Source organism: Agrobacterium vitis (assembly GCF_037039395.1).
Taxonomy (GTDB): Bacteria; Pseudomonadota; Alphaproteobacteria; order Rhizobiales; family Rhizobiaceae; genus Allorhizobium; species Allorhizobium vitis_E.
This window is the reverse complement of the sequence record NZ_CP146242.1, coordinates 2,057,911-2,083,599: the sequence shown is the minus strand read 5'-3', so window position 1 is coordinate 2,083,599 and position 25,689 is coordinate 2,057,911. Positions and strand designations below refer to the sequence as shown.

General features: G+C 58.6%; 16 protein-coding genes. 6 read left to right on the top strand and 10 right to left on the bottom strand.

Annotated features, from left to right (window positions below):
• Nucleotides 1–3 precede the first annotated feature (3 nt).
• The 4 genes from V6582_RS12290 to V6582_RS12275 all read right to left on the bottom strand — a co-directional run bounded on the left by V6582_RS12290 (nucleotide 4) and on the right by V6582_RS12275 (nucleotide 4,703).
• Nucleotides 4–2,259, bottom strand: a complete 2,256-nt coding sequence (locus V6582_RS12290; protein ID WP_156632498.1) for a chemotaxis protein CheA — start codon at nucleotides 2,257–2,259, stop codon at nucleotides 4–6.
• A gap of 15 nt (nucleotides 2,260–2,274) precedes the next feature.
• Nucleotides 2,275–2,640 (bottom strand): chemotaxis response regulator CheY1, encoded by a 366-nt coding sequence (cheY1, locus tag V6582_RS12285; protein WP_006726298.1) that lies wholly within the window; start codon nucleotides 2,638–2,640, stop codon nucleotides 2,275–2,277.
• Nucleotides 2,637–2,933: an STAS domain-containing protein gene (locus V6582_RS12280; protein ID WP_041698243.1), complete on the bottom strand. Its 297-nt coding sequence runs from the start codon at nucleotides 2,931–2,933 to the stop codon at nucleotides 2,637–2,639. Before V6582_RS12280 ends, cheY1 begins: the two co-directional genes overlap by 4 nt.
• 135 nt (nucleotides 2,934–3,068) lie before the next feature.
• Nucleotides 3,069–4,703, bottom strand: a complete 1,635-nt coding sequence (locus V6582_RS12275) for a globin-coupled sensor protein (protein WP_234889724.1) — start codon at nucleotides 4,701–4,703, stop codon at nucleotides 3,069–3,071.
• A 748-nt stretch (nucleotides 4,704–5,451) separates the two neighbouring features.
• On the opposite strand from V6582_RS12275, the gene dxr reads away from it, so the two are divergent.
• On the top strand, nucleotides 5,452–6,645 hold the full coding sequence (dxr, locus tag V6582_RS12270) for a 1-deoxy-D-xylulose-5-phosphate reductoisomerase (protein ID WP_156632496.1): 1,194 nt from the start codon (nucleotides 5,452–5,454) through the stop codon (nucleotides 6,643–6,645).
• 59 nt (nucleotides 6,646–6,704) lie between these two features.
• Here the strand turns inward: dxr and V6582_RS12265 are convergent, their stop codons facing one another.
• Both V6582_RS12265 and hemA read right to left on the bottom strand, forming a co-directional pair.
• Nucleotides 6,705–7,940, bottom strand: a complete 1,236-nt coding sequence (locus V6582_RS12265) for a serine hydrolase domain-containing protein (RefSeq protein ID WP_156632495.1) — start codon at nucleotides 7,938–7,940, stop codon at nucleotides 6,705–6,707.
• A 77-nt stretch (nucleotides 7,941–8,017) separates the two neighbouring features.
• Nucleotides 8,018–9,232, bottom strand: a complete 1,215-nt coding sequence (hemA, locus tag V6582_RS12260; RefSeq protein ID WP_070164335.1) for a 5-aminolevulinate synthase — start codon at nucleotides 9,230–9,232, stop codon at nucleotides 8,018–8,020.
• Nucleotides 9,233–9,930: 698 nt separating this feature from the next.
• On the opposite strand from hemA, the gene V6582_RS12255 reads away from it, so the two are divergent.
• The 5 genes from V6582_RS12255 (at nucleotide 9,931) to V6582_RS12235 (ending at nucleotide 19,563) form a co-directional block, all read left to right on the top strand.
• Entirely contained in the window at nucleotides 9,931–10,194 is a 264-nt protein-coding gene (locus tag V6582_RS12255; protein WP_015917366.1) for a glycine zipper domain-containing protein, read from the top strand.
• A gap of 189 nt (nucleotides 10,195–10,383) precedes the next feature.
• Nucleotides 10,384–12,324, top strand: coding sequence for an autotransporter assembly complex protein TamA (locus V6582_RS12250; protein WP_420360197.1), 1,941 nt, complete (start codon nucleotides 10,384–10,386; stop codon nucleotides 12,322–12,324).
• A 43-nt stretch (nucleotides 12,325–12,367) separates the two neighbouring features.
• A complete protein-coding gene (locus tag V6582_RS12245) occupies nucleotides 12,368–16,582 on the top strand; it encodes a translocation/assembly module TamB domain-containing protein (RefSeq protein ID WP_156632493.1) in 4,215 nt (1,404 codons plus the stop codon).
• Nucleotides 16,583–17,289: 707 nt separating this feature from the next.
• Nucleotides 17,290–18,969, top strand: a complete 1,680-nt coding sequence (locus V6582_RS12240; RefSeq protein WP_234889723.1) for a methyl-accepting chemotaxis protein — start codon at nucleotides 17,290–17,292, stop codon at nucleotides 18,967–18,969.
• A 114-nt stretch (nucleotides 18,970–19,083) separates the two neighbouring features.
• Nucleotides 19,084–19,563 (top strand): chemotaxis protein CheW, encoded by a 480-nt coding sequence (locus V6582_RS12235; protein ID WP_015917370.1) that lies wholly within the window; start codon nucleotides 19,084–19,086, stop codon nucleotides 19,561–19,563.
• A 217-nt stretch (nucleotides 19,564–19,780) separates the two neighbouring features.
• Here the strand turns inward: V6582_RS12235 and V6582_RS12230 are convergent, their stop codons facing one another.
• From V6582_RS12230 to fdhF, 4 genes are all read right to left on the bottom strand, one after another.
• The gene (locus tag V6582_RS12230) at nucleotides 19,781–21,439 is read right to left on the bottom strand and encodes an OFA family MFS transporter (RefSeq protein WP_156632491.1); all 1,659 of its coding nucleotides are present in this window, start codon (nucleotides 21,437–21,439) and stop codon (nucleotides 19,781–19,783) included.
• Between the two features lie 238 nt (nucleotides 21,440–21,677).
• Nucleotides 21,678–21,950: a formate dehydrogenase subunit delta gene (locus tag V6582_RS12225; RefSeq protein WP_156632490.1), complete on the bottom strand. Its 273-nt coding sequence runs from the start codon at nucleotides 21,948–21,950 to the stop codon at nucleotides 21,678–21,680.
• Nucleotides 21,940–22,764 carry a formate dehydrogenase accessory sulfurtransferase FdhD gene (gene fdhD, locus V6582_RS12220; RefSeq protein ID WP_156632489.1) on the bottom strand — a complete coding sequence of 275 codons (825 nt, stop codon included), beginning with the start codon at nucleotides 22,762–22,764 and terminating at the stop codon, nucleotides 21,940–21,942. Before fdhD ends, V6582_RS12225 begins: the two co-directional genes overlap by 11 nt.
• Before the next feature lie 43 nt (nucleotides 22,765–22,807).
• Nucleotides 22,808–25,687 (bottom strand): formate dehydrogenase subunit alpha, encoded by a 2,880-nt coding sequence (fdhF, locus tag V6582_RS12215; protein WP_156632488.1) that lies wholly within the window; start codon nucleotides 25,685–25,687, stop codon nucleotides 22,808–22,810.
• Nucleotides 25,688–25,689 lie beyond the last annotated feature (2 nt).

The following is a 25,689-nucleotide window of genomic DNA, read 5'->3' as shown; positions in this document are numbered from 1 at the left end:
GAACTATCCTGCGACGGCTAACGACATTTCCTGCTTGAGAGACTGACCGCGCGAGGCAGCAACGACAGCATCCACATCCAGGATCAGAGCCACGCGACCATCGCCCAGAATGGTTGCCGCAGCGATGCCGGGCACATGAGTATAGTTGGCCTCGAGACTCTTGATGACCACCTGGCGCTGACCCTGGATGGCATCGACCATCAAGGCGCGCTGACCGCCACCTTCCGATTCGACCAGCAGAGCAACACCATCGATCGGGTTGGCCTGGGCCGAGCGGAAATTCAGGATCCGACCTACATCCACCAATGGGCAGAAGCTGTTGCGGATCGAAATCAGCCGCTGGTTGGCCCCGAACGAATGGATATTCTGGGCTTCCGGCTGCAAGGTTTCAACGATGGCCGTCAAAGGAACGACAAGCGTCTGGCCAGCAACGGTAACGACCATGCCATCCAGAACCGCCAGTGTCAGAGGCAAGCTCATGGTGAAGGTCGAGCCCTGACCGGGGCGCGAACTGATCGAAATGCGTCCGCCCAATGCCTGGATGGACCGCTTGACCACGTCCATGCCAACGCCGCGGCCGGAGATGTCGGAAATCTTGTCCGCCGTGGAAAAGCCCGGCATGAAAATCAGATTGTCGATTTCCTCGTCGGACAGATTGGCGTCGGCAGCGATGATATCGTTGTCGATTGCCTTCTGACGGACCCGCTCGCGGTTGATACCGGCGCCATCGTCGACCAGTTCGATCACGATACGGCCAGACCGGTGCTTTGCCGTCAGCTTGACCGTGCCTTCCGGGTTCTTGCCCGCGGCGGTACGCTTTTCGGGGGTTTCGATACCATGGTCAACGGCATTTCGGATCATATGGGTCAGCGGTTCGGCCAGCTTGTCGATGACCGTCTTGTCCACTTCGGTGTTTTCACCTTCGGTGACCAGACGGATCGATTTACCAACCATATCGGCAACTTCGCGCACGATACGCGACATGCGCTGGAACACCGGCTTGACCGGCTGAGCACGGATCGCCATGACCGAATCCTGGATCTCGCGGGTGAGCTGTTGCAGCTCTTCGAGGCCCATATTGATCGACGACGTGCCGTTGGTGTCATTTTCGATGACGCTCTGCGACAGCATGGCCTGGTTGATGACAAGCTCGCCCACCAGGTTGATCAGGCGGTCGACGCGATCGAGATCAACGCGGATCGTTTGCCCGGCAGCCGAAGCGGCAGACTGGTTTTGCGCGGCGGCAGCGGCAGCGGCGGCAGCAGCGGCTGGAGATTCTCTCTTCTCCCTGACAGCACTGACCACCTTGGTTGCGGTATCAGCGGCTTCCACGGCCTCGGCGATCAAGTCGGCTGAGCTGTCGTCGGCCTCTTCAGCGCCGCTATCGTCGTCCAGCGCGGACAGATCGAACGGCACGGGTACCATCGGCAGCTCATCGCTTCCTTCAGCAACAGTCGCTTCCTGCTCCTTGATTTCCAGTTCGCAATCCCATTCGGCAAACTCGAAAACAGTCCGAACGCCTTCTTCGCCTTTTTCGCTCTTCACCAGGATTTTCCAGGAGAAGTAAGCCTCCTCGGGATCCATGGATTCAAGCGTCGGAACGGCGCTTACATTGCAGTTCAGGCTGACTTCGCCGATGCGCGACAGATCACGCAGCAAAAGCGTGGCGTCATTACCCTTGGCGTAGAGATCCCGGCGCGGCTTGAAGCTCACTTCAAGCGGAGGAGACACAATGGGAGGCTCTTCGTCGGCGAAATCGTCAAAGGAGAATGGAACGGGTGCAAAACCGCTATCATCCGTCGCTGCTGGTGCCGGTGCAGGCTTGGCAGCCGCCTTTGGCGCAGGTGGCGCAGCTGTGGCGGATGACGAAGGCATTTCACCCTTGGCAAGCGCTTCCAGTTCCTTGACAAGGCCGCTTGAACGCGAAGGATCGACGCTGCCGCCGTCACGAGACGCATTGGTCAGGTCGGCGAGCACGTCGGCCGACTTGAGCATGACCTTCATGACTTCAATGCCCGGTTCCAGCTTATTGGATCGAACGCAATCAAGGGTGGTCTCAAAAACGTGAGCGAAGGCAACGAGATCGTCGAGACCGAACGCGCCTGCGCCTCCTTTGATGGAATGAACAGCTCGGAAAACAGCATTCACCGTCTCCGGGTCACGATCCCCATCGTTCATTTTCAGAAGACCGGATTCCAGTTCCGCGAGCTGTTCCTCGCATTCCTGGAAAAAGATCTCTTTGATTTCGTTCATATCCATCGAAGTAAGACCCCGTTAGGCGGTTACACGTTCAATCGCATCGATCAGTTTCGTCGGATCGAATGGCTTGACGATCCAGCCGGTAGCGCCGGCCTGGCGCGCACGGTTCTTCTTCTCAGCATCGCTTTCGGTCGTCAGAACGAGGATCGGAACGGCGCGGTATTTTTCATTGCGGCGCACGCCTTCGATAAAACCAAAACCGTCAAGACGCGGCATGTTGATATCGGTGACGATCACGTCGGGATTGCACTCTTCAAGCACTTCAAGACCTTCGACGCCGTCTTCGGCCTGGATGGTCTCGAAACCCGCATTGTTGAGGGTCACGAGAAGCATGTTGCGGATGGTTCTAGAGTCATCCACGGTTAATACTTTTTTCTTCATTGCCGGATCTCCGCGATCAGTTGATCGTTGTTCAAGCCCAAGAGCTGTATGGTTTTGGTGAAAGCGTCTGACGCCTTCTTTATCGAGAAGGTTTTCTGGTCTTCTTCCCAGGTTTTCGCGCCCGAGACGAGCACCTGGGCGCAAAGTGCTCCCATCCGCTCGACACCGGATGCGTCGATTTCAATTGCTCCTCCCCGCATGGACAGAAGCTTGTCCTTGAGCTGAGACGCTTCATTCAAGTCGAGCACCGATGCCAGCTTAAGCTGCGCCGATGCGCCTTTCTTGCTCGCCATAGACTGTTTCCCTACCGTTTCTATCGACCGCCCCATAAGGGTATGAGAGTTCAAAACCTAAGCGCTTCTCCGGCACGAAAAGCTGTTTCATCCCGAACCTTCCTCCGTTGTATAAGAGGTAGGTAAATAAACCGCTCACATCGAAAGGCCTCCTGCCCGAATCGGCACTAAAAAATCATGCCCCCCGAAGTCCTCGGAAAAAGCCGCCATCGGCAGCTCAGCCGCTTGCGCTGATGGCACCGGGTAACCGCTCGACGGATTGGTCTGGCTGCCACGATAGTGCGAGCGCTCAATGGTGAATTGCCGCACGGTCTTGCCAAGCTCGACGATCACCGTATGCAGATCGGCACTGTCATCCGCTGCCTGGCGTGACAATTGCGCGCTTGCACGCGATGTTTCGCCCTGGGCTTCGAGGACGCAAGCGACGCTATCCAGGGCTGCGGCCTGCTTGGCCGTCTCACCAGCCATCACCGAGACCGACCGATTGATATCGACGACCTGCGTCACGATGCTGGAAATCGCATCCTGGGTGCGATTGACCATCTCCACCCCGGCTTCGACCTGATGCTTGGTGGCCGCAACCAGCGCCTTGATTTCCCGCGCACTGTCGGCGGAACGCTGGGCCAAAGCCCGCACTTCCTGGGCAACGACGGCAAAGCCCCGACCGGAATCACCGGCACGGGCCGCCTCGATCCCGGCATTCAAGGCCAGAAGATTGGTCTGGAAGGCAATTTCATCGATGGAGCCGATAATATGGCCGATCTGCTCGGCGGAGGTTTCGATATCCGCCATGGCGGCGATGGCCTTACCAACCACCTCGCCGCTCGCTTCGACCGCCTTGACGGTCATCTCGACAGCCTGCTCGGTAAGTTTCGACTGCGCCGCGTTATGGCTGACCGTTTCGGTCACCTGCCGCAGGCTGGCGCTTGCCGCATCAAGGCCCGCCGCTGCTTCATCGGCCCGCACACCCAGCGCGGCCCCTTGCTCACCAAGAGCGGCGCTGACGTCTTCCGCTGTGCGGCGGCTGGCGTCCATCACGGAAACCGCAGCGCAAATGCTCTCCATCGCGCCATTGAAACTCGACACGAGATCCTGGTATTCCTCCGGGACATCTGTGTTCAACCGGCTGGACAGATCGCCATGCGACAGCGCCGTGAATGCGCCCTGGAACAGATCCGTGACGCTTGCACGCTCCTTGCGCCGCAGGTCGGCCATGTCGCGATGATGCTTGAGGCGCAATTCGTTGAAGCGCAGGGAAACGGCAATCTCCACATCCACCATGACCAGGCGAATGAGCGCGCTGACCAGCGCCTGCAATTCGGCTGCCCGCTTGCGCGAGGACGGCATGAAACCGCGATTGGCAAGATCGGCGAAGACGGAACTGACCAGGCCCTCCAGAACAACGGCATGACCGGCAATCTGCCAACGGGGATCAAGCCCCATCCGGCTCTGGCTATCGGCGAGCACCTTGACGCGCTCGGCATAGAGCGCATCGAAACGCGCGTCGGTCATTACTTCCCAGTGTGAAACATAGAGATCATGGAGGCGATCGATCTGCCTCTCGCCGGTAAACTGACGGGCCGCATCGGGTGCCGTCTGCAGCTTGCGAAAAAACGCGCGCAGACCCGTTTCCACCTCAGGCTCCAGCCCGACCCGGTGGCGGCGCAAAAGACTGCAGGCATCCTGGTCCAGTCCGGCAAAATTCAGCCGGTCCCGCAAGCTGCCAGCCTGCGATCCACCCGTCCGTTCTGCCTCAACGTGCTGAACCAATTGCCAATCCCCGCGGGGTCGGCCCTGTCGAACCAGGAACTGACCGCCATCACCTGTTAAATCGTCCGCATGGATGCGCTATACGCCGCATAACCTGGAGAACCGCTCTGTACTGGAGATACCGGATCGAAACCGGTACGGTGGGACTGGCATCATGCCGAGTGGGACGCGCAACGCGCCCATTCCTCCGTGTCCTACAATCTTTATGGTTAATTCGTTGATTGGAGGTTAATGTTTATTCGCTGCTCAACTTTACTGTCAAATTCTTAAAATTTGAATCGATTTGTGAAGGTCTAAACGTGAAATCAAGCTTGGAGCAAGGTTAAGTTGTGCTAATGTGGCACCAAGCGGCATGAAGGTCGAAAAGGTGGGCAATGATTGTTCTAGTAATAGGGGCTGCGCTGATTGCAGCAAGCACGATAGTGGTTGTATCGCTGAATGAGCGAGGCAAGTTGGCGGTCGCGACAAAGCCGACATTCTGACATACCATGCGTTTAACCCGCGCATGAAGAGCAGTCCAACCTCGGAAAACTGCTGGATTTATCGTTTTCAATCGAAAAATTGCCCAGATGTCTGGTCCATATCCTTGTCAGGAGAGGGATGGGACGGGCTGTGCCATGGCAAATCGCCCGAAGTCTTCAAGGGGGCCTTCCACGGTCCACCAGGGCGCGCCATCGGCTTGAAGCTTGCCGCCCTGCCCATTCCCCTGTAGACGCATGGGGAACAGGTGCAATTGCCGGATATATCTATGAATACCGCCACGTCCCAGCCCCGCCGCCTCACAATTCTGGGGTCGACCGGCTCTATCGGAACCAACACGCTTGACGTGATCAGCCAAATGGGCGGACGCGATCGGTTCGACATCATGGCCCTGACAGGGCACGGCAATGTCGCGCTTCTGGCGGAACAGGCACTGGTGACAGGCGCAAGGCTGGCAGTTACCTCGGATGAAAATCAATATATTGCCTTGAAAGACCTGTTGTCGGGTAGCGGCATCGATGTTGCAGCTGGCAGCAGCGGGTTGCAGGAAGCGGCATGCCTTGAGGCCGACTGGGTGATGGCCGCCATTGTCGGCACCGCCGGTTTGCAGCCGACCTTGACCGCCGCCGCACGCGGCGCCGATATCGCGCTGGCCAATAAGGAATGCCTTGTTTCGGCAGGAGAATTGTTCATCGAGACGGTGCGCAAGGGCGGCGGCAAGATTATCCCCGTCGATAGTGAGCATTCGGCGATTTTCCAATGCCTGGACGAAAACCACCGCGACACGCTGGAGCGCATCGTGCTGACGGCCTCGGGCGGGCCGTTTCGCACCTTCACCCGCCAGCAGATGGCCGATGTCAGTGTACAAACCGCCCGCGCCCATCCGAATTGGTCCATGGGCCTGAAGGTGTCGATCGGCAGCGCCTCAATGTTCAACAAGGCGCTGGAGATGATCGAGGCCAAGCACTTGTTCGATCTGACGCCCGACCAGATCGAGGTTATCGTCCATCCGCAGTCGATCGTTCACTCGATGGTGGGCTATAGTGACGGCTCGGTACTGGCCCAGCTTGGCGTGCCGGATATGCGCACCGCCATCGGCTATGCGCTGAGCTATCCGAAACGCGCGGCGCTGGATGTGGACCGGTTGGATTTCACCAAGCTGGCGCGGCTGGATTTCGAAGCGCCGGACCTGGACCGCTTTCCAGCCATCCGTCTCGCCCGTACAGCGCTTGAGCGCGGCGGCTTGCAGGGCGCCGTGCTGAACGCCGCCGAGGAATGTGCCTTTGAGGCTTTTGTCGAGGAAAAAATCGGTTTTCTCGCCATGGCCGATGTGGTCGAGGATGTCATGGACCATCTATCGGGCTTGGCACCGGCGACCTTGATTGCCGATGTCTTTGCTGCCGATGCGCAGGCACGGCGCCGCGCCCAGGAGGTCATCCTGAACCAAGGCCGCACGCAATAATCCAGAATGTTGCAACTCTTTAAATCGGTCGCCTGATTTTTCTTGAGCCTATTGCGGCTTCAGGACCATTCAGCCGCGCATACCGCAGCACGCAAGCGCTCGACATACGCGCCGTCACAGCCTTCCAATGCCGTATTGCTCATGCTGACCACGGTCAAACCTGCCTCGGGAACGATGAACCAGGTATTGCCATAGACACCACCCCATTGCACCGCGCCCGGCGGCAAGGCGGTGGCCGCTGCGGCGGAATCGGTGATGACAGCACCGAGAAAGCTGAAGCGCTTGCCGGCAAGCCCCATGGGGAGATCGCCGATCTGGTTGGAGAGACACATTTGCGCAAGCTCGGGTGACATCAGTCCACCCCCACCAGTACGAATGGTTTCGAGCAGCGTCAGCACATCCAGCGCCGTACCGGCCATCCCCCCGCCACCGGACTGGAAGGCACGTGGATTGAAAATCCGCGAGGGGGAAAAAGCCGGTCCTTCGCCCGACAGAGCGGTTGACCGCCATTGGTCTTCCATGCGCTCGGCCCGCGTCTCGCCGTCCCGGTAGGGTACGGCCAATCGGGACATATCCGTGACATGGAACCGCGCATCCGCCAGCCGCAAGGGCGCGCAGACATGCTCAACCACCGAAGCCTCCAGAACGCATCTGTTCTCGATGGAGCCAAAAAACCGTTCGAACGGAACGCTTCCGGGGAGCGGAGGAGCGCTTGTGGCTTCCGTGGTCTCTGTCTGTTCCGAGAGGCTGTTTTCGCCATGCACCTTGGCAACAACTGCACCCAGCAGATCCGTGGCGATAGAATAGCCCCAGCGCTCCCCGGGGGCAAAAGCCAGCGGAATGGCATTATGGCGGCTGAAATTCTCCTCAACCGTCAGATCCGTATCGAGAAGACCGAGATTGATCGCCCGCTCCCGCGGCAGCCTTTGCAGTGCCGGATCATAGGTCAGACCCGATGTGTGGGTGAGCAGATGACGCACCGTGATGGCGGCAAATGTGCCGGCTGGCGTCTTGGGCCGGAACCAGGGGAGATGATCGGCCACCAGATCGTCAAGACCTAGCAATCCCTTGTCGATCAAAGTGAGCGCCGTGGCCGCGACAAATGGTTTTGTGACCGATGCGAAGCGAAAAATCGTATCGAGTCGCACTGGAATACGCGCTTCCCGATCCGCATAGCCAATGGCCCGCCGCAGCAGGGGTTGTCCGTGCCTGAACACCATGACCACCGCCCCAACCAGAGCCTCGCTTGATACAGCCTCTTCCAGCACGCGGTTGACCCGCTCGACAATCGACATTCTATCCCTCCCCTAAAACAAAATGCGGGCCATGTGACCATGACCCGCACAACCTGCGCAAGAGTGAAATGGAAAAATCAGGCGACAGCCCGCGCCAGCGCACACCTCGACCAGAGCTGATGCAGGGCGCCGACCAGATGATCGACATCGGCATCGCTATGCAACGGCGTCGGGGTAATGCGCAGGCGCTCGGTTTTCTTCGGCACCGTCGGGTAATTGATCGGCTGCACATAGATATTGAAATTGTCGAGCAGGATATCGGAGATCCATTTGCATTTGGCGGCATCCCCAACCAGGACCGGCACAATATGGCTGGGATTGGGCATATGAGGAATACCGCGCGCATCCAGAAGCGACCGCAGCCGGCGTACCCGTTCCTGATGAGCGAAACGCTCGATCTGGCTGGACTTCAAATGCCGGATCGAGGCAACTGCACCGGCAGCCAGCGACGGTGGCAAAGCCGTGGTGAAGATAAAACCTGACGCAAACGAACGGACGAAATCGCACAAGGCGGTCGAAGCGGTGATATAGCCGCCCATCACCCCAAAAGCCTTGCCCAGCGTGCCTTCGATGATCGTCAGACGGTCCATGATGCCTTCGCGCTCGGCAACGCCACCGCCGCGCGGCCCATACATGCCGACCGCATGCACTTCGTCGAGATAGGTCATGGCGCCGTAGCGGTCGGCCAGATCGCAGATTTCCCTGATCGGCGCGATATCGCCATCCATCGAATAGACGCTCTCAAAGGCGATCAGCTTCGGCGCCTTGGGATCGGCGGCCTTCAGCTTGGCTTCCAGATCCTTGACGTCGTTATGCTTCCAGATTACCCGTTCGCATTTAGCGTAGCGGATGCCCTCGATCATCGAGGCATGGTTCAGCGCATCGGAAAAGATGATCAGGCCGGGGATTTTCTGCCCGAGCGTACCAAGCGTCGCCCAGTTGGAAATATAGCCTGACGTGAAGATCAGCGCCTGTTCCTTGCCATGCAAGTCGGCCAGTTCCTGCTCCAGCAGAACATGATAGTGATTGGTGCCGGAAATATTGCGGGTGCCTCCAGCACCCGCGCCACAGTGATCGATGGCGTTTTTCATCGCCTCGACGACCTGTTCGTTCTGGCCCATGCCCAGGTAGTCGTTCGAACACCAGACGGTCACGTCATGCTGACCGTTTTCCGTGTAGCGGGTGGCACGTGGAAAATTGCCGCGCTGGCGCTCAAGATCGGCAAAAACCCGGTAACGGCCTTCTTCGTGCAGGCCATCCAGTTCGCTCTTGAAAAACGCTTCAAAATCCATTGCGCCTGCTCCAATCTTCCTGGATCTCTTTTGAGATCGTTCGGGGCAGCGGTCAACCCCTTAAAGTGATTCTAAACTGCGACAAAAGGCACCGGCGCTGATGCGGGGTCCGATAACCGCTGCCACCATCGCTGGCCGACGATCGATCTCTCCCATCGCCGCAGGCCGCAGGTTCATTCAGTAGCCGATACGGATCCAAACAGACTTGATCTGTGTCAAGCTTGAAGACGCTGACAGCGAGAGTGATCCTGAACACAGCAGACATTTATTATAGAATAAACTAAAACAAAATAACTTTAATATGGGTTACCACCCATCGTCTTCGGCTGTGTTGGCAATTGCAAATTAGCGGCATTCACAACCGGAATATGAGCGACTATCCTCAGTGATCATTGCCATAAGTCGCCTGTCGCGAAAAAAATCGTTCATGCTGGCAATCTCTTTGAGAGACACCTTAAAAAACAGAGCGTTTACGGTGGACATTCGGCGCTCTCGCTATATGTTTTGGCAATGTTGGGATTCCAGCAATTGGCCAGCAATGGACAACAATCGGCAGGAAATGCGTCAAAAGACGACAAATAATGCTGCATAACAAAATATCAGCGCAGGGGCGGACGCGCCGGAAGACCCAAATCTGTCCAGGAAAAGAACGAACGGCGAGACCTGGGTATCCGGATAAATCCAATACGGAGATGGACATGAAAAAGGCAATTATACTCATTCTGGCAGGCTTGGCAGTCGCCGGTTGCACGGAAACCGAAAAGGGCGCTGGCATTGGCGCCGCATCGGGTGCCATCATCGGCGGCGTCGCCACTGGCAATGTCCGCGGTGCCGCAGTTGGTGCTGCCGTAGGTGGCGTAGCGGGCGCCATCATCGGACGCGTCAACGAGCAGCCGGGCCAGTGCTACTATCGTGACCGCTACGGCCGTCGCTACGTCGACAATTGCCCACGCGGCTACTGACATCCAGCCACCGCCGGATCGAGCCGTTTTCGGCCCGATCCGGCGGTGGCCATACACGACCGGAAAAGTTCACCGATGAACTGTTCCGGCTATAATCGCGGATGGGAATAGCGATTTCGGAGCAAGGGGTGCGGGATGGTTTTGCTCCGGCCAGATTGAGGGCTTCAGACACTGTTTAAACCGAGTAGGGTGACATTGCCGAATGTCAGTAAAGCGTTTCGGAAGTCAGGCACCGCTCTGGCATGTGTCGTCGTGGGTGCGGCAGCCTTGTCGTTTCCTGTTGACGCCTATGCCTTCAAGATTTTCGGGATAACCCTGTGGGGCCGCGATGAAGGCAAAACGGATGTCGTCGATCCCGTGCGTTATTCTGTCGATCTCCAGTCGAAAGAAGCTTCCGGCAATCGCGATGCGAAAGATGCTTCCGGCGACCTGAAAGATGCGCTGGAGCAAAGCTCCCAGCTGATCCAGGAGAAGGACAAGCCGGTCTCCGGCGATCTTGGCGTGGTCATAAAGGCCCGCGAGGACCGGGAACGGCTGCTGGCGACACTTTACGAACACTCCTATTATGGCGGCGTCATTACCATAAAGGTCAATGGCACGCCCCTGGATAGCCTGCCCCCCAATCCCGAATTTCCCCGCACGAAACCCGTGCCGGTCAAAATAGAGGTCGAGCCCGGCCCGGTCTTTACGCTCGGCAAGGTAACGCTGACCGGCGATGCCGCAAAGCTTGACCCAGCGGCCTATGATCTCGTGACGGGCAAACCCGCCGGCTCCCTGGCGATTATCAAGGCCGCCAACAAGATGGCCGATGATCTGAAGGCGCAAAGCCGCCCTCTCGCCCGCATTTCCGAGCGGCAGGTGGTCGCGGACCATCAAAGTGATCGGGTGGATGTGACCATCGGTGTCGCCGCAGGGCCGGTCGCGCCGCTGGGTCCGGTTGCAGTTTCCGGCACCAAGGCCGTCGATCCCGGTTTCGTGCAGAAATATTCAAGGCTGAATGCCGGTCAACCCTATTCGCCGGAAGATCTGCGCAAGGCATCCGACCGCTTGCGCAAGCTCAACGTCTTCTCCAGCGTGACCGTCACCCAAGCCGATAAACTCAACTCGCAGGGCGCCATTCCGCTCAATATCACCGTCTCGGAAGGCAAGTTCCGCTATTTCGGGGCCGGAGCAACCTATGACACCATCGACGGCGCCGGTTTGCAGGGCTATTGGGGCCACCGCAACCTGTTTGGCCAGGCCGAATCCCTGCGGATCGAAGGCACGGTCAGCGGCATCGGCGAGAAAACCGATGCAACGGATTTCGATTATTCCGCTGGCATCACTTTTACCAAACCGGGTTTTCTGCTGCCATCCGGCACATTGGAAACCTCGGTCAAGGCGGCAACCCTCAGCACCGATTCCTATGATGCCGACACCATCACCGGCAAGCTGGGCTATGCCTACGAATTGAATGATTACGACACGGTCTCGGCAGCAACCGCGCTGGAATATGCCCGGATCGATGATGCCTTTGGCCGAAACGATTATCTGACCTTTTCCGTGCCTCTCGATTACGTGCGCGATACCCGCGACAACAAGATGAATCCGACCACCGGCTACCGCGCCACGCTCAGCGCAGCACCGAGCTATGAATTCCTCGGCAGTACGGTGTTTTCCAATTTCGAAGGGTCGATTTCCGGCTATTACGGGCTTGGCGCGGAAGACCGGGTGGTGCTGGCGGGCAAACTGGCGGTGGGCACCCTGTTCGGCACCGGCAGTCTTGCCGATATTCCGGCAACCAGACGGTTCTTCGCTGGCGGCGGCGGCTCGGTGCGCGGCTATGGATACCAGAGCATTTCGCCCAGAAACAGCGCTGATGACGCAACCGGCGGGCTTTCCTACATGACCGCCTCACTGGAAACACGGATCGGCATAACCGAGACGATCGGCCTGGTGCCGTTCTTTGATGTCGGCACCGTGTCCAGTGGGCATGTGCCCGATTTCTCAGATATCAAGGCAGGCGCGGGCATCGGCCTGCGCTATGCGACGCCGTTCGGCCCGATCCGCCTGGATGTGGCCGTGCCGCTCAATCCCTATCCCGACGGCGACAAATACGGCATATATGTCGGTATTGGACAAAGTTTCTGACGAAGAAGCAGCCTTTCGGGACAGAAGAAGGTCGTAGTAGACAGTGAGCGCACTTAAAACCCTATTCTCAGGCCTTGGCCGCATCCTCGCCTATGGTTTGCTGGTGCTGGCCGCGATGCTGGTCGTGGCGCTGACGCTGATCGGCACGACGCAGTTTGGCAGCCGCTTCATCGGCGATTTCGTCGCCTCACTGGTGTCGAAGCCAAATCGGATCATCGCCGTGGACGGGATCAGCGGCCTGCTGGACGGGCATTTGCGGGTGGACACAATCACCGTTTCCGACGCGAACGGTGCTTATGGCCGCATTCAGGATCTCTCCATCGACTGGTCGCCGCTGGCGCTGATGTCACGCCGTTTCGAGGCCTCGCAGATCAAGGCCGCCTCCCTGACCCTGGCCCGCAAGCCCTTGCCGACCGTGGAGACCACGACAGAAACCTCCAGCAGCAATGGCTTCAGCCTGCCGGTGGATATCCGTATCGAGCGGGTGTCCGTGCCGGAAATCCGGCTGGAACAACCGCTGCTCGGCACCGCAGCCAAACTGGCTTTGGACGGCAATGTCGAGGCCCAGAGAGGCAGTGAGGCAAACCCGCAAGCCATCACCTCGCAGCTGACGGTGAGCCGTGCAGATCTGCCGCAGGCAAACCTGTCGGCCCAGCTCGCCTATGCGCCGCAGCAGAACCGGCTGGACGTCAATGCCACCCTGAAGGAGCCGAAGGGCGGAATCCTCGCCAACCTGCTGCAATTGCCGGATGATCCGGCGCTTGCGATCACGGTGAAGGGCGGCGGTCCGATCAACGACTGGAAGGGCTCGCTGACGGCAACGCTCGACGGTACACCACGATTGGATATAACCACCACCCATAGACTGGCCGCGGACGGTCGGCATGTGGCTATCAATGGCGCCGGTGCCTTCGATAGCCTGTTGCCCGCCAATCTTCGCGACCTGTTTGCCGGCAAGACGATGATCGACATTGCTGCGCGTCTTTCCGATGACGGCGCCCTGAGCGTGGAAAAAGGCAGCGTCGAGACCGGCAGCCTGTCGCTTGCCGCAAGCGGCACCTATACGCCGAAAGGCGAAAATTCCCTTCACGCCACACTGACCGGCAAGAATGGCCCGGCCGCGATCCGTTGGCCGCTGGACGACGGCACCCTTGTCGCACACGTCTCCCGCCTGACATTCAGCCTGACCGGGGCTGCCGAAGCTGCAAAGCTTGAAACGACCGCGTCGCTGGAGAGCCTGACACTGCCGCAGGGCACGTTTGGCGGCATTGCCCTGACGGCAAGCGCCCCGGCTTTTAATCTGTCCACCCGTTCCGGCAGCATCGACACCACACTGACCGTGCAGCAGGTGCAACTGACAGACCCGACGCTGGCGCGTGCCATAAAAGCGCCGCTGACCCTCAAGGCACCGATAGCGGTCAGCCCTCAGCAGATTGTCGCTCAACCGCTCACCATCGAAAGCCCCGCGCTTGGCGGCAGCGTAACAGCGGCCTATACCCTCGCCAGCAAGGCCGTGGAGGCGGAGTATTCACTGTTCGCCCGGCCGGAAGCCCTGCCACAGGCCGTTACGGAAAAGCTGGTGGGAACGCCTGGTGGCACCGAGCAAACCAATATGGTGAAGCTTTCCGGCGAGGCACGCTATTCCGCAGGGGATGGAATTGTCATTCCCGGTTTTGCGTTGGAAACACGACTGCTGAACGCCTCGGGCAAGCTGTCTTTTGCCAGGCAGCAGCTCGCCGCCACTTTGTCGGGAACGGTCACTGATCTCAGCATCTTGCAGGCCAATGCATCGGGCAAAGCAGCCTTCGAGCTCCAGGCCGATGGCCCGATCAATGCGTTGCGGGCCGATGGCAAGATCACCATCGATGCCGCAAAGCTTGCTGGCCGCGCCCTCACCGACTTTTCCATGGCGGCGAAAGCCGACCTGACACGCGGCGCGCCTTCTGCGACGCTGACCGCGCAAGGCGCGCTGGATGGCAAGCCGGTGCGTTCCAACCTCAACCTCACCTCCAAAGACGGCGTCATCGCTCTGCCGGATCTGAGCTTGACGGTGGGTGATAACAGCTTGAACGGCGCGTTGAACTTTTCCCGTGCCCACCTTCCCAGCGGCTCTGTCGATTTTGACTTTCCCGATCTCGGCCTGCTGGCAGCCCTTGGTGGACAGACCGCATCGGGCGACCTGAAAGGCTCCATCAGGCTGGACGAGGCCAATGGCAAGATTGCCGCCCGGATCAAGGCCAACGGCACTGCCATGCGCCAGGGCACGACAACAATCGCCCAGCCCTCGGTCGATGTGACCACCAACGACCTCCAGTCGCTGGCCTTGCAGGGCATGGTGAAGGCGGACCGGATCTCCACCGGCTCTGCCCTCGTGGAACAGTTGGCGCTTCAGTTCGACCGGAGAGGAACCCGCACCGATATCGACCTTTCGGGCCGATACGACAATGCACCTTTGACCGGAAAAGCGCTGGTGCAGCAGGATGGCAATAGCATCGGCATTGCCCTTCAGAATTTTGCCGCCAGCCCACGCGGTATCCCGGTGACGCTGGCCCGGCCCACTGATATCACAGTGGAAAATGGCACGGCGACAATCGACACGCTCACCATCAAGGCTGGCATTGGCACAATCACGGTCGCCGGCAAGGCAGGCACGGTTCTGGATGTGACAGCGCAGATCAACGCGCTCCCCGCCTCGCTTGCCAATACAGTGTCTGCCAATCTGGGCGCGACCGGCACACTATCCGGCAAGATCACCGCCACCGGCAGCACCTCCGCCCCGAAGATCGCTTATGACCTGCGCCTCGACGATGCCAGTGTCACGCAGATGCAGGCTGCTGGCCTGCCGCCTCTGGCGATTGCAGCGTCCGGCACCTTTACGGACAATCGCCTGTCAGTAGATAGCCGCGTGACCGGTGGCGGCGGCCTGAATGTCACGGGCGGCGGCTCGCTGACCCTGACCGGCGACAAGCCCATCAATATGGCGTTCAAGGCCAATCTGCCGCTCAGCGCCTTGCAGGGCCTGTTGACCAAGCAAGGATTGACAGCGGAAGGCACGGCCAATGGCGATATTCGCATTGGCGGCACCCTGTCTTCCCCGGCTTTATCCGGCTCCGTCACCACGGCCAAGGCACGACTGATCGATGTGAAGCACAATATCGCTCTTGAGCAATTGGCGGTGAATATTGCCTTGACCGGCGATCAGGCCCGCATCAACTCCGCCACCGGCAGGATTTCCGCCGGAGGCAGGGTATCGGCGACCGGCACGATCGACCTGAAAGGTCAGGGATTTCCAAGCGATCTTACAATCAAGCTCGACAACGCCGTCTACGTCGATGGTACGCTGGTCGCTGCCACCGTCAACGGCACTTTGGGGTTCAAAGGCCCGTTGATGGATGGACCGACCCTGTCCGGCAAGCTGACGCTGGACAAGACCTCGATCACCATTCCGTCCCGGCTGCCGGGATCGATTGCCCAGCTCGACATCAAGCACAAGAACGCTCCGGCTGACGTGCGCCGCCAGACCGAAATCCTCAATCCGGAAAAACCAAGTGATGGCAGCAATTCGCCAGTTCTGCTCGACCTGCAAATCGCGGCGCCCTCGCAGATCTTCGTGCGGGGACGCGGGATCGACGCCGAATTGGGCGGCACCGTGACTATCAAGGGCAGTATCGCAGCACCGCAAGTCTCGGGCGGCTTCACCATGCGTCGAGGCCGAATGGTCATTCTCACCAAGCGGCTGGATTTCAGCTCAGGCAAAATCACCTTTAGCGGTGGCCTTATCCCGGTCGTCGACTTCGAGACTACCAGCACATCAGGCAGTACAACGCTGACAGCCAAGGTGTCCGGCGTGGCGACCGACCCGGATATCAGCTTTTCTTCCGCGCCCGCCCTGCCGCAGGACGAGGTGCTGGCCCAGCTTATTTTCGGCCAGTCGATGGCGAAACTGTCGCCGCTGCAAATTGCTCAATTGGCGGATGCCGTCGGTCAGTTGGGCGGTGGCAATTCGACATCGCTGTTCAACAGTCTTCGCAGCGCCGTTGGCGTCGACGATCTCGACATCAGCACCGATTCCAAGGGCAATACCCAGTTCAGTGCCGGAAAATATCTGAACGACAAAACCTATCTCGAATTCCAGCAGGGCAGCACCGGCAGCAAGGCCGTGATCAACCTGGATGTCGGCCGTGGCTTCAAGCTGAAAGGTGAGGCAGGCGCCAGTGGATCGAGCGGAGGCGGCGTGTTCTATGAGAAGGAATACTAGAGACCGTCAGACTCAAAACGTCTCCGACAGGTTCAAGACGCGATCTACTCGCTGTATGGCATCGTATCCTCATAAGAACGCGATGCTTAACATCCTGAATTTAATTCATAATTTCCTAATCGATTTAGAATCAAGGAATTTTGGAAAAACAAAACCGTGGATCGCCAGCGCTTTATCGCAGGCATAAATCTCGACTAAATATTTTTTACGCTCTGGATCGTTTTCTCGTTAAATCCGGCGAGGACTTAAGAAATTGTACAGCGAATTGTCGGTAAAATTCAGCTTGAGAAGCACCAGACGTCCAGTGTCCTTAACGGCCCTAAAAGACCAGAGGTATCGACGCTATTCAAAGGAAAGCTTGAATAGCTATTTTTTAATAAAATAACTGTATGAATATAGGGGTTAAGCCAAGGCAAGGCCATCGATCACACAACAAAGCATGTGAGATTGCTCTCCTTACTTGACGTCACACGAGCCAATACGGTTCGGCGTTATGCATAGGCCCTTGGATCTAAAAAATCGATCACACTGAAGAATGATACGAACAGTCATTGAAAATGATTTTCGTATTCAACTTGCAATTCCACAAGGCGAGGATGTGATTCACATCTTCGAGCCTTGGTATGGTTCGAGAAATACAAGCGCTACGGCGTTATCAGGGCATGCCCCAACAGGATACGCGCGCTACAGGGCACAGAGGAAGAATGATGCTGGGTTTCGGTTCAGATGCAGAAAACATTCTGTCGGCGCTTGCAAAATCGCAGGCCGTCATCGAGTTCGATCTCGAAGGCACGATTATCACCGCCAACGACGTGTTCTGTCGGTTGATGGGGTATCGGCCCGAGGAACTCAAAGGGCGCAAGCACGCGCTGTTTTGTGATCCTTCCTATGTATCCTCGGAGCAATACAAGGCATTCTGGAAAAAGCTGTCAGGCGGGCAATCGGAAACGGCCACCTTCAAGCGGATCAACAAGGCAGGTCAGGAAGTCTGGATCAACGGCTCCTATAATCCTGTCTGCAATTCCAGGGGCAAGCCCTACAAGGTGGTCAAGATCGCAAACGATGTCACCGCCGCGCAATTGCAGACCCTTGAAGACCGAGGCAAGATGGCCGCGATCTCCCGCGTCCAGGCCGTCATTGAATTTACCAAGACCGGCAACATTCTTTCGGCCAACGAAAACTTCCTGACGGTGCTGGGATATAGCTGGGCGGAAATCCAGGGCAAACACCATTCGATGTTCTGTGAACCCTCCTATACAGCGAGCCGCGACTACAAATTGTTCTGGGAAAAACTCAGCAATGGCGAGTACATCGCAGAGGAGTTCAAGCGTATCGGCAAAGGTGGCAAGGTGGCATGGATTCAAGCCTCCTATAACCCGATCTTCGATGCCGATGGCAAAGTGATCAAGGTGGTGAAATTCGCCACCGATGTCACCGACCGGGTGCGGTGCGTGCAGGAAATCGGGCACGCTTTGCAGGCTCTTTCGGATGGCGACCTGACGGTGACGCTGGAGCGGCCTTTTGTTTCAGGCCTCGACCAGATCCGGCTGGACCTGAACAATGCCATGGAAAAGCTGACGACTGCGATGCGAACGGTGGCCATGAACGCCAATGCAATCGCCGCCGGAACAAACCAGATCAAATCCGCCTCTGACGATCTCTCCCGCCGCACCGAGCAGCAGGCTGCCTCTGTCGAGGAAACCGCCGCAGCCCTTGAGGAAGTGACCCAAACGGTCACCGACAGCGCAAAACGGGCAGCGGAAGCCGCCAATCTCGTTGCTCGCACCAAGGCCCAGGCCGAAGCCTCCAGCCAGGTGGTTCGCAATGCCATTGACGCCATGGGCCAGATTGAAAACTCCTCCAACGAGATTTCAAACATCATTGGCGTGATTGACGATATCGCCTTCCAGACCAACCTTCTGGCGCTGAATGCCGGGGTTGAAGCCGCACGCGCGGGCGAGGCAGGCAAAGGCTTTGCCGTCGTTGCCCAGGAAGTGCGCGAACTGGCGCAACGCTCTGCCAAGGCCGCCAAGGAAATCAAGCTGCTGATTACCACGTCGACCAGCCAGGTCGAAACCGGCGTGTCGCTGGTGGGTGAAACCGGCAAGGCGCTAACGACGATCCTGACCGAAGTTCAGGAGGTCAACCGCAATATCGGCGCCATTGTCGAAGCCTCTCGGGAACAGGCAACAGGCCTTGCCGAAATCAACAAGGCGGTCAACACCATGGACCAGAATACCCAGCAGAATGCCGCCATGGTGGAAGAAAGCTCGGCGGCGAGCCATGGTCTCGCCCAGCAAACCGAAAACCTGCGCAACCTGCTCGAACAATTTAGATTTGAGAAACATTCTTCCGCTAGGATGAGCCATGACAAATATGCGGCGTAGCGGCAATCGCTACGCATCGCATGGACGAAACACCAGACTAATGATCGCAATACAGCCCCGGCGGGTAACCTGTTTACAGGAAGCGGAGGGCGAAAGACAGGCGGGACGGATATCATGGCAACACCTATTACCCCTACCAGCTTCGGCGGTGAAAACCTCGAAATCATCGCGTTTCGCCTGCATGATCAGGAGTTCTGCGTCAAGACCACCACAATCCGCGAAATCCGCGGCTGGGCACCTTCCACACCCATTCCGCATGCACCGGCCGATGTGATCGGTGTGATGAACCTGCGCGGTTCGGTCATTCCGATCATCGATCTCGCCTACAAGCTCGGCATGAAGAGCACGGTTGCCAATGAGCGCTCCGCCATTGTCGTCGCCGAAGTGCACAATATGGTCATCGGCATGCTGGTGGACCGGGTATCCGACATCCTGACCATTCCTTCCAGCCAGGTTCAGCCGGTGCCAGAAGTTTCGGCCTCTTTCGACAAGACGTTTTCCGAAGGCATCATCGCCAATGAAAACGGTATGATCTGCTTTCTGAACCTTTCCAAGATGTTCAAGGGCAGCGAGCTGGAAGAACTGGCCGCCTGATCTTTAAAAACCGATAGAGCATCGGACCGAAAAGTGGGAACCGGTTTTCGGATAAATCCGATGCGTAAACAAAAGCTTACAGCGCCGTGCGTTTTATAAAACGCACGGCGCTGTAGCATCGAAAGCGGCCTCACCGGGCCGCTTTTTTTGTTTTGGTACTTTTGTTTTGTCATGCGAAATGCCGCCCTGCCTGAGCAGGGCCGCATGGCAAGGTTGGTCAGCCAAACAGCACCAGCGTGCTGCGCAGAGTGACCCAGACGCCCCAGAGCAAGGGAATGCAGACAACGGCCCAGGCAAGCGCCGCCTTGGCGTCGAAACCGCCTTTGCCAATGCCGAAGGAGCCGGTCGGGCCAGCACTGGCGGCGGCAGTCTTTGCCTGAAGAGCGGCAACCTCGTCATCCGACATGAACCATTTCTCCGGCAATGGACGGATCAGGGCATTGGCGACAAGACCGAGCGCCAGCATGCCGGCCAGGATATACATCGTTCCGGTGTAAAGCGCTGGACCGGGAGAAATCCCGGCAGCAATCTGGGCTTCGCGGATATAGTTGACCACGACAGGACCGACGATGCCCGCCGTTGCCCAGGCGGTCAGCAACCGGCCATGAATGGCGCCCACGAATTGCGTTCCGAAAATATCGGCGAGATAGGCCGGAATGGTGGCAAAGCCGCCGCCATACATTGACAGGATAACGCCAAAGGCCAGAACGAACAGGGCCTTGGAGCCCAGGCCCGCCAAAGTCGGTGCCATCGCATACAGCAGGATGCCGAGCAGGAAGAAGCAATAATAGGTGTTCTTGCGCCCGATCTTATCCGACATCGACGCCCAGAAAAACCGCCCGCCAATGTTGAACAGCGACAACAATCCGGTAAATCCGGCAGCGATGGCGGCGATCTGCGCCTTTTGCGCGGTGTCCAATTGCGAGAATGTCAGGTCCGGCAAACCGATCAGCGCACCGGCAAAAATTTCCTGAAGCATGGGCGAGGCCATGCCGATCACCCCGATACCCGCGGAGACATTTAGGCAGAGCACGGCCCAGATCAGCCAGAATTGCGGGGTTTTGTGTGCATCACGCAGATGCACGTGGCGATGGGTAATCATGCTGCTCTTGGCAACAGGCGGGGTCCAACCTTCTGGGCGCCAGCCTGCTGGCGGAATGCGGTAACCGAAAGCGCCGCCCATCATGAAGACGAAATAGATGGCAGCCATGACCACGAAAGTCTGCCAGACGCCAGGCCCGGCATCGGAGCGGAACACGCCCATCAGCAGGTTGGCGAGCGGTGCACCGATCATCGCCCCGCCGCCAAAGCCCATGATTGCCATGCCGGTCGCCATGCCGCGCCGGTCGGGAAACCATTTGATCAGCGTCGAAACGGGTGAGATATAGCCGAGGCCAAGCCCGATGCCGCCGATCACGCCCGCGCCAATCCACATCAGCCACAGTTGATGGGTGAAAACCCCCAGCGCCGCGACCAGAATCCCGCCGCACCAGCAGCAGGCCGAAACAAACCCGGCACGGCGCGGGCCAACCCGCTCCAGCCACCCACCCCAAAGCGCTGCGGAACAGCCGAGCAGGACGAAGAATAGAGTGTAGATCCAGCCGAGGTCGGCGACACGCCAATTGCACTCGGTGGTGAACAGCGCGCCGACAAGTGACAAACCAGCACAGCTTGCTGGCGCGGCGGTGCCCAATGCCTTGCTGAGCGGCAGCCAGAAGACGCTAAAACCATAGGCCATGCCAATGCAAAGATGAATGGCAAGCGCTGCTGGCGGCACCAGCCAGCGATTGAAACCCGGTTTTGCAATGATCCGTTCCCGATCAAGCAAACCGGCAGATGATGACAGCGCTGTCCCCGGCGCATTCGTAACTGCCATAAATATCCCTCCTCGTGCTTCTATCCAAACGGAGGCCCCAGCCGCATTTGGAGAAGTCGTTGCTCAAACAAAAACCAGTGCATCAGCATGCCTGGTCTGTTCCCCTCACTCTCTGCATCGCGCAGCGTCATCGCTGCCATCGCACAGAGCGCATGTGTCGAAAGGTCCGATAACCGGCCTCCTCAACCTATTCAAATCTTTATAATATCCGGCGCCATACTCAGCTGTCGCCCGCCCTTCAGACTGTCCTCTGCCCCGCCATGCCAAAGGCCTCGGCACTATTATCCACCGGACGTTTAATCAACTTCGCCGCCTCGATCACCAGCGGATCAAATCCATCCTGGCCCGCATCAATCATCTCGAAGAACTGGCGGCGCATGCGCGGTTCCCAGAACTTGTTGATATGGGTCGCCACGCCCTGCACCCGCTCATGCTCCGGCTGCGTGTTGAAGAACTGGGCAATCTGATTTGCCATGCGGATCAGTTTTTCAGCAATATGGTCATGCGACATCGGCGGAAACCCCGGATACTATGCGGTCAGGACGGGTAAAGACTTCAAAATCATCGCCACGGGCAATACCGATCAGGGTCATGCCCGCCGCCTGCGCCGTGCGAATTGCAAGCGCGGTTGGAGCGGAAATCGCCAACAGGATCGGTGCGCCCAGCATAGCCGCCTTCTGCACCATCTCGACCGACAACCGGCTGGTGACAACCACCACGCCGTCTTCGCCTCGGCGTCCGGCCTTCAACACCGCACCGACCAATTTATCAAGGGCATTGTGACGCCCCACATCTTCCCGGATCGCCAACAGGCCTTCACCGGGAATGAAGAAACCAGCCCCATGCACCGCATGGGTTTGCCGGTTGAGCGCCTGCGCCCGGCTGAGCGCATCGACAGCCTCACGGATATCCGCCGGTGTCAGCGTCAATCCGCCATCGACCTGCGGGACATCCCGGCTGGCCTGTTCGATTGACTCGATCCCGCAGAGACCGCAGCCGACCGGCCCCGCCATGCGGCGACGACGGGTCGTCAGGGCTTCCGCTGTTGTATCAACCAAAGTCACCTGCACATCGATGCCGCTTGCCGCCTCGATCGGTTCGATGACCAGAACCTCCTCCAGCCGGGTAATGATGCCCTCGGCCAGCGAAAAGCCCAGCGCAAAATCCTCCAGATCAGCCGGTGTCGCCATCATCACCGCATGGGTAGAGCCGCCATAGGAAAAGGCCACCGGCACTTCTTCCGGCACGATCCGGTGCGCCTCCTTGGTAACCCCTTGGCGATGCTGCATCTGCGGCACGAGGCAAGTGGTTTTCATCTCCGTCATGACGGCAAAACCCTCTTCCCCGCTATCCTCCCTGACCGCCATCCTATTCCGCCGCTTCCAGCTTGCCGGAAATCCGGCGGGACTGGCGCGACAGTTCCTCGTAATCCCGCTGCCATTCGGTCGGCCCGTTCGAGGGCGAAACCTGCACTGCTGTCACCTTATATTCCGGGCAATTGGTCGCCCAATCGGAATAATCTGTCGTGATGACATTGGCCTGCGTATCCGGGTGATGGAAGGTGGTATAGACCACGCCCGGCGCCACCCGGTCGGTAATCAGCGCCCGCAGCGTCGTGTCGCCGGAGCGGCTGGCCAGCTTGATCCAGTCTCCTTCCTTGATACCGCGCTGCTCGGCATCATGCGGATGGATTTCCAGCCGGTCTTCTCCATGCCAGACGGTATTTTCGGTGCGCCGCGTCTGCGCGCCGACATTATACTGCGACAGAATACGCCCGGTGGTCAGCAAGAGCGGGAAGCGCGGGCCGGTGCGCTCGTCCGTCGCCACATATTCGGTGCGGATAAACTTACCCTTGCCGCGCACGAAGCCATCGACATGCATGATCGGCGAACCTTCTGGGTGCTTTTCATTGCACGGCCATTGCACCGACCCCTTTTTCTCCAGCATCTCATAGGAAACACCGGCGAAGCTTGGCGTCGTCGCGGCGATTTCCGCCATGATCTCGGACGGATGGCTGTAATTCCAGCCTAGACCCATGGCCTGGGCCATTTTCTGGGTCACTTCCCAATCGCTATAGCCGTTCTTCGGGCTCATCACCTTGCGCACCCGGTTGATGCGTCGCTCGGCATTGGTGAACGTGCCGTCCTTTTCCAGGAAGGTCGAGCCCGGCAGGAAGACATGGGCGTAATTGGCGGTCTCATTCAAAAACAGATCGTGGACCACCACGCATTCCATCGCCGCCAGACCCGCCGAAACATGCTTGGTATCCGGGTCGGATTGCAGAATATCCTCGCCCTGGACATAAAGACCCTTGAACGTTCCTTCCACCGCCGCATCCAGCATATTGGGAATACGCAGGCCCGGCTCGTTGTTCAGCGTCACACCCCAGAGTTTCTCGAAGGTCTCGCGGGTGGCATCGTCCGAAATATGCCGATAGCCCGGCAGCTCATGGGGGAAAGACCCCATGTCGCAGGACCCCTGCACATTATTCTGCCCACGCAGCGGGTTTACCCCGACCCCCGGACGACCGATATTGCCGGTCGCCATGGCCAGATTGGCAATCGCCATGACCGTGGTCGAGCCCTGGCTATGTTCGGTCACGCCGAGCCCGTAATAGATCGCGCCATTGCCGCCGGTAGCATAAAGCCTTGCCGCGCCACGCAGATCGGCGGCAGGCACACCGGTAAACATCTCGGTTGCTTCCGGGCTGTGCTGAGATTCGGCCACAAAAGCCGCCCAATCCTCAAACTCCGACCAGTCGCAGCGCTCACGAATAAAGGCCTCGTTGGCCAGACCTTCGGTGACGATTACATGCGCCAGCGCCGTCAGCACCGCAACATTGGTGCCGGGGTTCAGCGGCAGATGGAAAGCCGCCTCGACATGCGGTGTCTTGACCAGATCGATGCGGCGCGGATCGATAACGATCAGTTTCGCGCCCTTCCGCAGCCGCTTCTTCAGCCGCGACCCAAACACCGGATGACCATCGGTCGGATTGGCGCCGATGACAAGCACCACATCGGAATGCTCGACACTGTCGAAATCCTGCGTACCCGCCGACGTACCGAAGGCCTGGCCGAGACCATAACCGGTCGGCGAATGGCAGACGCGGGCGCAGGTATCGACATTGTTATTGCCAAAGCCAGCCCGGATCAGCTTCTGCACCAGATAGGTTTCTTCATTGGTGCAGCGCGAGGAGGTAATACCGCCGATGGAATCGCGACCATATTGATATTGCAGCCGCTTGAATTCGGAGGCCACATGGGCAAAAGCCTCCTCCCAACTCACTTCCCGCCAGGGATCGGTAATTTTTTCACGGACCATCGGGTTCAGAATGCGATCCTTGTGGCTGGCATAGCCATAGGCAAACCGGCCCTTGACGCAGGAATGGCCGCGATTGGCCTTGCCGTCTTTCCACGGCACCATGCGCACCAGTTCTTCGCCGCGCATTTCCGCCTTGAAGGAGCAGCCAACGCCGCAATAGGCGCAGGTCGTCACCAGTGAATGCTCCGGCTGGCCAATGGCGATGACAGACTTTTCCGTCAGCGTCGCGGTCGGACAGGCCTGCACGCAGGCCCCGCAGGACACACATTCCGATTCCAGAAACGCCTCATGGGCGCCCGGCGAGACCCGGCTGTCGAAGCCACGCCCCTCGATGGTCAGCGCAAACGTACCTTGCACTTCCTCGCAGGCCCGCACACACCGTGAGCAGACGATGCATTTGGAGGGATCATAGGTAAAATAGGGATTGCTTTCGTCCTTCGGCATGTAGCGGGCATTCAACCCGTCACCGGCCCTTGTCCTGACGTGATTATCACCCTCGTAGCCATAGCGCACATCCCGCAGGCCAACAGCACCGGCCATGTCCTGCAATTCGCAATCACCATTGGCGGCACAGGTCAAGCAGTCCAGCGGATGATCGGAGATGTAAAGCTCCATCACCCCCTTACGGATGGCTTTAAGCCGTTCCGTCTGGGTGTGAACGACGATGCCGGGCGCGCAGGGCGTGGTGCAGGAGGCCGGAGTGCCATTGCGGCCCTCGACCTCCACCAGACAGAGCCGACAGGAACCGAAGGCATCCACCATATCGGTGGCGCACAGCTTCGGCACCTGAATACCGGCCTCCATCGAAGCCCGCATGATCGACGTGCCCGCTGCCACCGTCACCTCGCGGCCATCAATGGTCAGCGTCACAGTTTCGGTGGATGAGGAAGCCGGAGTGCCGTAATCAATTTCATGGATCAGAGACATGG